9 protein-coding genes are annotated in these 9110 nt (G+C 61.1%); 2 read left to right on the top strand and 7 right to left on the bottom strand.

Annotated features, from left to right (window positions below):
* The 4 genes from M0954_RS00375 to M0954_RS00390 form a co-directional block, all read right to left on the bottom strand.
* On the bottom strand, positions 1-938 hold a 938-nt coding region (locus M0954_RS00375; protein WP_297351036.1), incomplete at its 3' end, for a rhodanese-like domain-containing protein.
* Entirely contained in the window at positions 935-1543 is a 609-nt protein-coding gene (locus M0954_RS00380) for a cysteine dioxygenase (RefSeq protein ID WP_185090036.1), read from the bottom strand. The genes M0954_RS00375 and M0954_RS00380, both read right to left, overlap by 4 nt.
* A gap of 198 nt (positions 1544-1741) precedes the next feature.
* Complete coding sequence (locus M0954_RS00385; protein ID WP_297351037.1) at positions 1742-2569, bottom strand: class II aldolase/adducin family protein; 828 nt, start codon at positions 2567-2569, stop codon at positions 1742-1744.
* 11 nt (positions 2570-2580) lie between these two features.
* Positions 2581-3660 carry an LLM class flavin-dependent oxidoreductase gene (locus M0954_RS00390; protein WP_122154360.1) on the bottom strand — a complete coding sequence of 360 codons (1080 nt, stop codon included), beginning with the start codon at positions 3658-3660 and terminating at the stop codon, positions 2581-2583.
* Between the two features lie 305 nt (positions 3661-3965).
* Between M0954_RS00390 and M0954_RS00395 the strand changes: the two genes are divergently transcribed.
* Positions 3966-4934 (top strand): ABC transporter substrate-binding protein, encoded by a 969-nt coding sequence (locus tag M0954_RS00395; RefSeq protein WP_133891414.1) that lies wholly within the window; start codon positions 3966-3968, stop codon positions 4932-4934.
* Between the two features lie 654 nt (positions 4935-5588).
* Positions 5589-6503 carry a YqaJ viral recombinase family protein gene (locus tag M0954_RS00400; protein ID WP_297351039.1) on the top strand — a complete coding sequence of 305 codons (915 nt, stop codon included), beginning with the start codon at positions 5589-5591 and terminating at the stop codon, positions 6501-6503.
* Between the two features lie 136 nt (positions 6504-6639).
* Here M0954_RS00400 and M0954_RS00405 read toward each other — a convergent pair whose 3' ends face one another.
* From M0954_RS00405 to M0954_RS00415, 3 genes are all read right to left on the bottom strand, one after another.
* Entirely contained in the window at positions 6640-7641 is a 1002-nt protein-coding gene (locus M0954_RS00405) for a lysylphosphatidylglycerol synthase domain-containing protein (RefSeq protein WP_123384283.1), read from the bottom strand.
* On the bottom strand, positions 7638-8501 hold the full coding sequence (gene hpnK, locus M0954_RS00410; protein ID WP_297351041.1) for a hopanoid biosynthesis-associated protein HpnK: 864 nt from the start codon (positions 8499-8501) through the stop codon (positions 7638-7640). Before hpnK ends, M0954_RS00405 begins: the two co-directional genes overlap by 4 nt.
* Positions 8501-9110: radical SAM protein (locus tag M0954_RS00415; protein WP_297351043.1), on the bottom strand; the 610-nt coding region annotated here is incomplete at its 5' end. The genes M0954_RS00415 and hpnK, both read right to left, overlap by 1 nt.

The following is a 9110-nucleotide window of genomic DNA, read 5'->3' on the forward strand; positions in this document are numbered from 1 at the left end:
ACAAGCTGTCCGCCAGGCGCGCTGCGAAATCCGGGGACATGACTCGCCTGGTACTCCTGCGGCGAACGCACGTCGAAACGATAGATTGTCCGCACGGCTTCCTCAGCCCAGCGGCGCGCTTCGTCGCGCGAGGTGCGGCCCACTTCGGCGCGATCGGCCACTGCGCGCGCCGAGGCCGCTGCGGCGACCCGCACCGAATCGACAGTGACCGGATCGAAGCGCTTCGTGCTGCCGTGCGCCAGCGTTTGCCCGGCAAGCGTCCAACCGATCGTGCCGTTACGTAACGCCGCGACGGGATTCGGCACACCCGCGTTGATCAGCGATTGCGCGCCGACAATGCTGCGCGTGCGTCCCGCACAATTGACGACGATCTGCGTCGACGGGTTCGGCGCCAGTTGCCGCGCGCGCAACACCAGTTCGGCACCCGGCACGCTGACGCTGCCGGGAATGTTCATGGTCTGATACTCGTCGAAGCGGCGTGCGTCGAGTACGACCACGTCGGCGTCGCTGTCGAGCAGTTCCTGCAATTGCGGCGCTTCGAGCGACGGCGTATGCCGTTCGCTCTCCACCAGTTCGCCAAACGCCTTGCTCGACGAGTTGACGTCCTGGAACAGTTCGCCACCCGCCTCGGCCCAACCGCGCAAACCGCCGGCCAGCAACGTGACATCGGTGTAACCCAGTTCGACGAAACGGCGTGCGGCGCGCACGGCGAGCCCTTCGCCATTGTCGAACACCACTATGGGTACGCTGCGGCGTGGCAACCGCAACGGTGCATCCAGTTCAAGCTTCGATAACGGAAGATTGGCGGCGAACAGCGGATGACTGCGTGCATGCGGGTCTTCCTCGCGTACGTCGAGCAATGCGATTTCGCGGCGCTCGAGTAATGCGCGGCGCACGTCTTCGAATGAACGGCTACGGAATTCAGTCTCAATGGTCATGAGATTGCGATCTCCTTCGATACATTCCAGATATTCGGCAACACGTCGTTGGAATAACCGGAGATAAATGTCTTGCGGCCACCCTCCCCCGGGTAAACCGAGCGCGACACCGCCCCGATATTTGCACCATAAACGTGAATGCTGACCGACACGCGGTCGTCGTATGCATTGCTGACCCGGTGAATGTCGCCAATGCGCGGCGAGACCGCATCGACGGCACCGGTTTCGAGCCGCCTTGCCTCACCAGAAGCAATCAACGTGCCGCTTTTGTCGAGACAATATGGCTGCGCGATTTCCGCACCGCGCAACACACCAATCAGGCCCCAAACGGTGTGGTCGTGAACCGGCGTGGCCTGTCCTGGCCCCCAGACAAAACTCACCACGGAGAAGCGCTGACGTGAATCCGCGTGCAGCAAGAATTGTTGGTATCGCTCAGGGCTCGGACGCGCGTACGCGTCGGGCAGCCAGTCGTCGTGCGCGACCAGTTCGCGCAGCGCGGCGCCGCCCGCGTCGAGCAGGCTGGCTTCGAGGAGCGCATCGTCGAGTAACGATGCGATCCGCTCGACAAAAGTGCGCAAGCGGTCAAGCCGCAAGATCTGGCTCATGAGGTCATGGAAGAAATGAGGGTCGAGAAAAGTGCGGCGGCGCCCCGCGGCCTTCAGGGTCCGCGCGACGCTCTGTTCTGGTTGGGGTCTTGGTTGACGACCTGGTCTAGTGTACGCACATCCGTAGTGGGATGTGGCCGCCGCGCCGCAGCAATGGCGGCGGCGCGGCGGCAGTGTCATCGTGAGCGGATTGCCCTTTTAGTCGAACACGTCGGGCTCATTGGCAACTACGCCCTCCAGCAGGCTCTGGAACGCAAACAATGCCCCACCCGCTCGCCCCACCTGTTCGTGCGTCAACGTGGCGATGTCGTGCGGGATTGGCTGCGGCTTGCCAGCCGCTTCCGCGAGCAATTGCGCGTGACAGGCGTTGTCAAGCGCGATGTACCACCAGGCCGCCGCCTCGACGGTCGGTCCCGCGGTCAGGATGCCGTGGTTCTTCAGGATCACGGCGCGATTCGTGCCAAGCGCCGCTGCAATGCGCGCGCCTTCGTCGGTATCCAGCACGACGCCGCGAAAGTCGTCGAACAGGGCGTGATCCTGATAGAACGAGCACGAGTCCTGCGTGAGCGGATCGAGCGTGCGTCCGAGCGTCGACCACGCCTTGCCATACAACGAGTGCGTGTGCGCGGCGGCCACTACGTCGGGCCGTGCTTCATGAATCGCAGCATGAATCGCGAAGGCCGCCTGATTCACCGGCCCTTCGCCCACCACGATCTCACCTTGCGAATTCACCAACAGCAGATCGGAGACGCGAATCCGGCTGAAATGCTTGCCGAACGGATTGACCCAGAAGTGATCGGGCCATTCCGGATCGCGCGCCGTGATGTGACCCGCAAGTCCTTGATCGAAACCGTAGCGCGCGAAAATGCGAAATGCGACAGCAAGCCGTTCTTGCCGATAGCGGCGCTCGTCAGCAACGCTCGCGCGCGGCGGCACTTCATCGAACCAGAATTTGCGCAATGGCGCATGGCGTTGCAATGTCGACGTTTCTGTAGCGGGGACAGCAGGCAGAGATAGATCGGTCATCGTTCCTCCGTTCAGGCTGCCACGCGTTCGCTGCGGGCAATGCGCTCGCGCGTGGCGGGAATCAGCGCGCGGCCATAGTCGATCGCATCTTCAAGCGGATCGAAGCCGCGGATCAGGAAGGTGGTCACACCCAACGCATAGTACTCCGCGAACGTATCGGCCACCTGCTCCGGTGTGCCGACCAGCGCGGTCGAATTCGAACGGCCGCCGATTTCCTTGGCGATCGCGGTCCACAAGCGCTCGTCGGCGCGATCCGCCTCGCCTGCGGCTGCCAGCAAGCGGCGCGCGCCTTCGCTCTGCGCGGGTCCGCCCACGCTCAGGCCCTGGGCGGCGCGTAGCCGCTTGGTCTCTTCGAGAATATGCTCAGCGCGTTCCCACGCCGCTGCTTCGGTATCCGCGAGAATCGGCCGGAACGACACCGAGAAGCGCACCGTGCGGCCATGCTTAGCGGCTTCCGCGCGCACCCGCGTGACCTGCTCGCGCACCTGCGCCTTCGATTCGCCCCACAGCGCATAGACGTCCGCATGCCGGCCGGCGATTTCGAGCGCAGGCGCCGAGGCGCCGCCGAAATACACCGGAATATGCGGTTGCTGCACTGGCTTCACTTCGGAGAAACCGCGTTCGAAGCGGTAGTACTTGCCCTCGTGATCGAACGGCGTATCGGAGGTCCAGATGCGGCGCAGGATCGAGACGTACTCGTCGGTGCGTGCGTAGCGCTCGTCATGCGACAGGTAATCGCCGTCGCGGCGTTGCTCGGCGTCGTCGCCGCCCGAGATGATGTGCACGGCAAGGCGGCCGCCCGAGTAATGATCGAGCGTGGCGAGCTGACGCGCGGCCAGCGTCGGCGCTACAAAGCCGGGCCGGTGAGCGAGCATGAAATGCACGCGACTTGTAACGCTCGCGGCATGCGCGACAGTCAGCAGCGCATCGGGACCGGTCGAATGATGCGGAACAAGGATGCGGTCGAAGCCGGCGTCCTCATGGGCCCGTGCAAACTGCTCCACGTAACCAATATCTATTGCCGGGCCTTGCGGCGCGTGCGTTTCCGAGACCTTGCGAGTCTGGATCATGCCGATGAATTCGACTGCCACGATGCGTCTCCCCGATGATCGACAGAACGCCGGACGCACTGAACGCGGACCGGCGGCGACACCCCGGACGGGATGTCAGGCAAGCCTCAAAGGTAGCACCGCAACATGCGTTCGTTAAATATTGATAGCCGATAAAGATATCGCAATTGCATGTTTGTGACGGCTCGAAGCGGTTGCTAACCTCGCTCCGCGACAGCATGCTCCGGCGATTCCGCGAACCGCCCCGGCCGATTCATGCTTCCCGATTTTTTCCGCGGCTTCCTTCCGCTTCCTGTTTGCGTTTTCCTCTTCGTGGATCTACATCGATGAACGCTTTTCGCTCCGACCGCCGCCGGGTTCTGCACACTCTTGCCGCCTGCGGCCTCGCGCCCGCTGCGGCGTGGCTCGCTGCGACGGATGCGCTGGCTGCAGAGCCCACCCTGGTATTCGGCGACCAGGCCGGTGGTCTGCGCGCCCTGGCCGAAGCGGCCCATGTGCTGGACGGCACGCCCTATGCATTTCGCTGGGCCAACTTTCAGGGCGCTGCACCGCTCTTCGAGGCGCAGCGAGCGAATGCGGTCGATCTCGCGCCCGCGGGCGATCTGCCGGTGCTCGCGGCGGCGATCGGCGATCCGTCGCTGAAGATTGTCGCGACCCGCGTCGGCACGCCGACGTCGCTCGGCATCGTTGTCCAGGCCGATTCGCCGCTGCGGCATGTAGCCGATCTGAAAGGCAAGACCGTGGTGGTGTCGTCGGCGCGTGGCAGCATTTCGCAATATCAGTTGTACGGCGCGCTGGCCGAAGCCGGACTCACGCGTGACGACGTGAACGTGCGCTTCGTGCTGCCTGTCGACGCCTTTGCCGCGTTCGAGGCGCGCCAGCTCGAAGTATGGGCGACTTTCGACCCGTATTTCGGCACCGCTGTGCAGCGCGGAGGCCGCGTATTACGTGACGGCTCCGGCATCAATACCGGCCTCGCCTTCATCACCGCTTCGGGCGCAGCGGCCGCGGACCAGGCGAAGCGCCCGGCGCTGAGCGATGCGTTGCAACGCTTTCAGCGCGCCGGCGCATGGGCTGTGGGACATCCCGAAGCATACGCGCAGGTGTATGCGACGGTGACACGCCTGCCAATCGAGACAGCGAGAGTCATCACCGCTCGCTCCGCCCTGCAGCAACGCCCCGTCAGCGACGCGGATATCGCAGCGCTGCAAAAGGTCGCCGACCGCGCGTTCGAGCAACAGATCTTGCCGGCGAAGGTGGATGTGCGGGCGATCACGGCGCAAGGAATCGGTTAGGAATTTTCGAGTTCGATTGTGGGCCGCGAGATTCCTCGGCCCACTTTGCGATATCGCGTAAAGAATACTTCTGCTAATGCGCATTTTTGACCGGAAATCAGGTTTGCAAATGATTATGTCCGGGCATTCCCATGGAGATCTCTCGTCAATCTTATGCGTTTACTGATATCGTAAAACGCACTAAATTACTATCAGCAAGTGATCCGTTTTCAATCGATAAAAATGGGCAATAGTTTGCGCAGTGCCGCAACCGCAGCTGACAGACCTTATCTTTTATTAATAATATTATATGCTGAATACAATGCTGCGACACAGCAAGAATTTCAGGTACCCCACTTCCCACCAAACCCCCGTCGCATGGCTCATTTTGTGTAATCTACAGACAAGAGCAATAGCCTTCTTGGTGAAACGGTTATACGTGACTACACCATACATGGAAATGGCGCCTATTTGACAGGGATGTTGTCATGCTGCATCGCACTTTAGTATCCGCAATTTCTAAAAATCACAAAAAACCGGTTTGAAAATCGTACAACGGCGACCTAGCATTAATCCCAATCTCCCCGGGCGCGATAAATATGGCATTGCAAGCGGACGAGTCATGCAATCGTAAGCAAATCCTGATTATGCAAGACTTTGCGGAGGTTACGCGACGTGACACAACAACTTGAAAGGTATCGTAACGCACGGATCGCCGGGCAGCGGCTGGAAGTGAGTGGCCAGGATTCGGCGGCGGCACTGGGCCAGAATGCTGTGAAAAGTGCGTATCAGCTGTGGGCTGAAAGGCGCGGTCTGATCCAGGACGAGCCGCCCGAGTCGGAAAAGATGAATTTCGCCCGCATCATGGAAGACGTGATCGCGAACCAGTACGCCATGACTCGCGCCGCGCGCCTGCACCGTGGCAATCCCGTGCAAAGGCATCCGCGTTATCCATGGATGGTCTCGATCATGGAGAGGATGCTCGAAGGCGAGCGACGTGGCCTCGAAGTGAGAAACGTCGACCTGCTCGCACCGGACCTGGGCGACTGGGGCGAACCGGGCAGCGGCGCGATTCCGGTGGAGTGCACGTTACAGGTGTGCCACGACATGGCGGTGACGGGCTACGCCGTCTGGGACATAGCGGTCTGCATTGGCGGAAACCGCTTGCAGGTCTACACGATTGAACGTGACCTCGAGCTCGAGCAGATGCTGATCGAAGGCGAGCATGAATTCTGGCAATGCGTCGAAAGCGGACGCGAGCCTGATTTCAGCTACGACTCCGCGCAAGCTCAAAGCCTGCTGCAAAAACTCTATCCCCATACAGACGGCAGCACGGTGACGCTGGACGATACGATCCAGTATTGGCACGAAGTAAAGAACGACGCGCAAAAGCAGGCGAGGACCTATCAGGCGGTGGTGGATACAGCCGACGCGCACATCCTGAAAGCGATGGGCAACGCGTCGGTCGGCACGCTGCCGTTTGGCGGCGAGTATCGGCGCAGGGAAACGACGCGCGAGGGTTATGCGGTTCAGGCACAGAGCAGCATCGAATGCTGCTTCGTGGCGGCGGGGAACAGACGCGACGGGTGAGGCGACGTGGTGCTTGCCAGTAGCCGTTCGGGCGTCGGTTCCACGGTCGACGATTCCTCGCTTTAAACGTCCCCAGGCCTGACCGGCCCTTGGACATTCATCACGTCGGCGGAGGGTCATGCCTTACACACAAAATCTATGACAGGCCCGAAGAGGAAGAGGAAACAGAACCACCACCATTTAACCGCTGAAAAACCTCACCGGCCTGCCACGAAGCCAGCGCAGCACACCCAAACAAAACCTCGCGCATGCGCTTAACAAGAGCCAAGGAAAGAGCAACCTCCCGCCCAACCCCAAACAACTGCGCAAGCATCACAACAGCCGCATCCTGCACCCCCACCCCGGCGGGAACAAAAAACGCAGCGTGCCTGACCGCCTGAGTAAGCCCTTCGATAGCCAGGGCCCCGGTCAAAGAAACCGCATGTCCCAACAACGCCAAAGCCCAATAAGTCTCAAGCGCGCCGAGTAGATATCCACTCAACTGCCAAAGAAATGCCCTTAGTAAAAGCCCGCTGCGAGACAAAAGCGCATCGATATCCGCATCAAGCTGCCGCCCATCGATCGCCGACAAGAGCGAATTTGCGGAACCCAACAACCTCCCAGCCCACCGCTCGATAGCATAAAAAACCCCACCCCGCCGAACGAGCACAACAGCAATGACGGGTAAAGGCAACGACAAAAGCAAAGCCATCCCAACGGTACGCACGACCCCAACCTGATGCGTCGCCGCAACGATCAACACCAATGCAAGCGCCGAAAACGCATACTGAACAGCCATCGTCACCATCACCTCGACGACAACCGACGCACTAACGCCACTCAGATCAGCCACACGCCAACCGGCAAGCCGAATCCCAACAATCTCCCCACCAATCCCCGCGGCAGGCAACAAGCGGCTCACGGCTTCACGAACCATCGCCACCCACCAAAGAAACATCAACGACGCCCGTTTACCCAGCAACAGATGCCACGCATATGCATCGAGCAATAACGGCAGCGCGTGAAACGGCACAAGCCATAGCAAAGCAAACCCCGCCTGCCCGATGATCTGAATCAGACCGCCAACACCCTCGTGCAGCACGAGACCAATCAGGATCGCGATCCCGATTGGCAAACAGGCCCATTGCAAGCGTTTCATGACGCTTGCGCACCACGGCGATGCAACTCGCCGAACACATCGGCAAAGCCACCGCGCGTCGCCCCGGCCGCCTCGATAGCCGCCGCCACGCGCGGCGAGAGCAATGCGGCCAGTTCGTCCGCATGCCGGTAGTCGCGCATGCCGGCGCTCAACGCGCCCTCACCCGCCGTGGCCGGATGACAATAGATCTCGCCCACGCCGTCTGGCACGCGCGCCAACGCATCGAGCAAGACGCCCTCCGTCATCTGCCCCGTTCTGGAAATGCCGACCACATAGTCGTTATGAGCAATACCGGCATGATCGAGACGGTCCCGCACCAAACCAATCCACGGTTTAAGCCACAGCGGTTCGTTGGATTCGCTCGGCAGACGCATCGCACGCATGCCGTAGTCGCGGCCAATCTCGAGGATCAGCCCGAGCACAGTCGGATGCAGATGGAAGTGCTTATGGGTATTGACGTGATCGAGCGGCAGCCCGGTCTTCGCAAATGCTTCGAACTGCGCACGGATTTCCAGTGCGAGCTGCTTGCGCACGCGCGGCAAACAGAAAAATCGAAAGCCGTCGCGCACCATGTCGTCGCCGAAACGGCCCTCTGGACCGACCAGCGCCGGAATCGCTTCGCGCGGCAGGAGCGCCGCACCATCGGCCAGCACCAGGTGCAGGCCAACCCGCAATTCCGGCAGCCGCCGCACGCGCGCCAGCGCATCGCGCGCGGCCGGTGCGGCGACCATCAGACTCGCCGCCGTGAGCACCCCGTACAAATGCGCACGCTCGACTGCCTCGTTGACCCGTTCATGCAAACCGAAATCGTCTGCCGTGAAGATCAGCGTACGCTGCGAAAGCCGAGCCTCGTGCGCCATCACGCTTCGTGAGCGCGCAGGAAACGGAAGAACTCCACGCCTTCACGCAGACGTCGCTTCATCATGTCCCAGCTCAGCAGCATCTCGCGCACGATCTCCCAGATCTTCGAAGGCCGGAAATAGAAGCGCCTGTAGAAACTCTCAACGTGGTGATAGATCTCTTCACGCGACAGATGCGGATAGCCGATCGCCGCGAGCTGCACCCCTTCCTTGCTCACCAGGTTGATCACCTTGTTCTCCTGCAGCCAGCCGTTTTCCACCGCCTGGTTGTAGAGCGTCGTGCCCGGATAGGGTGCTGCGAGCGATACCTGGATGGTGTGTGGATTGATTTCCTTTGCGTACTCGATCGTCTTTTCGATCGTCTCCTGCGTCTCGCCCGGCAGGCCCAGGATGAAGGTGCCGTGAATCTTGATGTCCAGCTTGCGGCAGTCTTCGCTGAAACGTCGTGCGATATCCGTGCGCAGGCCCTTCTTGATGTTCAGCAGGATCTGGTCGTCGCCCGATTCGTAGCCCACCAGCAGAAGTCGCAAGCCATTTTCCTTCATGATCTTCAGCGTCGCGTGCGGTACGTTCGCTTTCGCGTTACACGACCACGTCACGCCAAGCTTG

This window comes from Paraburkholderia sp. (assembly GCF_026225065.1).
In the GTDB taxonomy this organism is placed as follows: Bacteria; Pseudomonadota; Gammaproteobacteria; order Burkholderiales; family Burkholderiaceae; genus Paraburkholderia.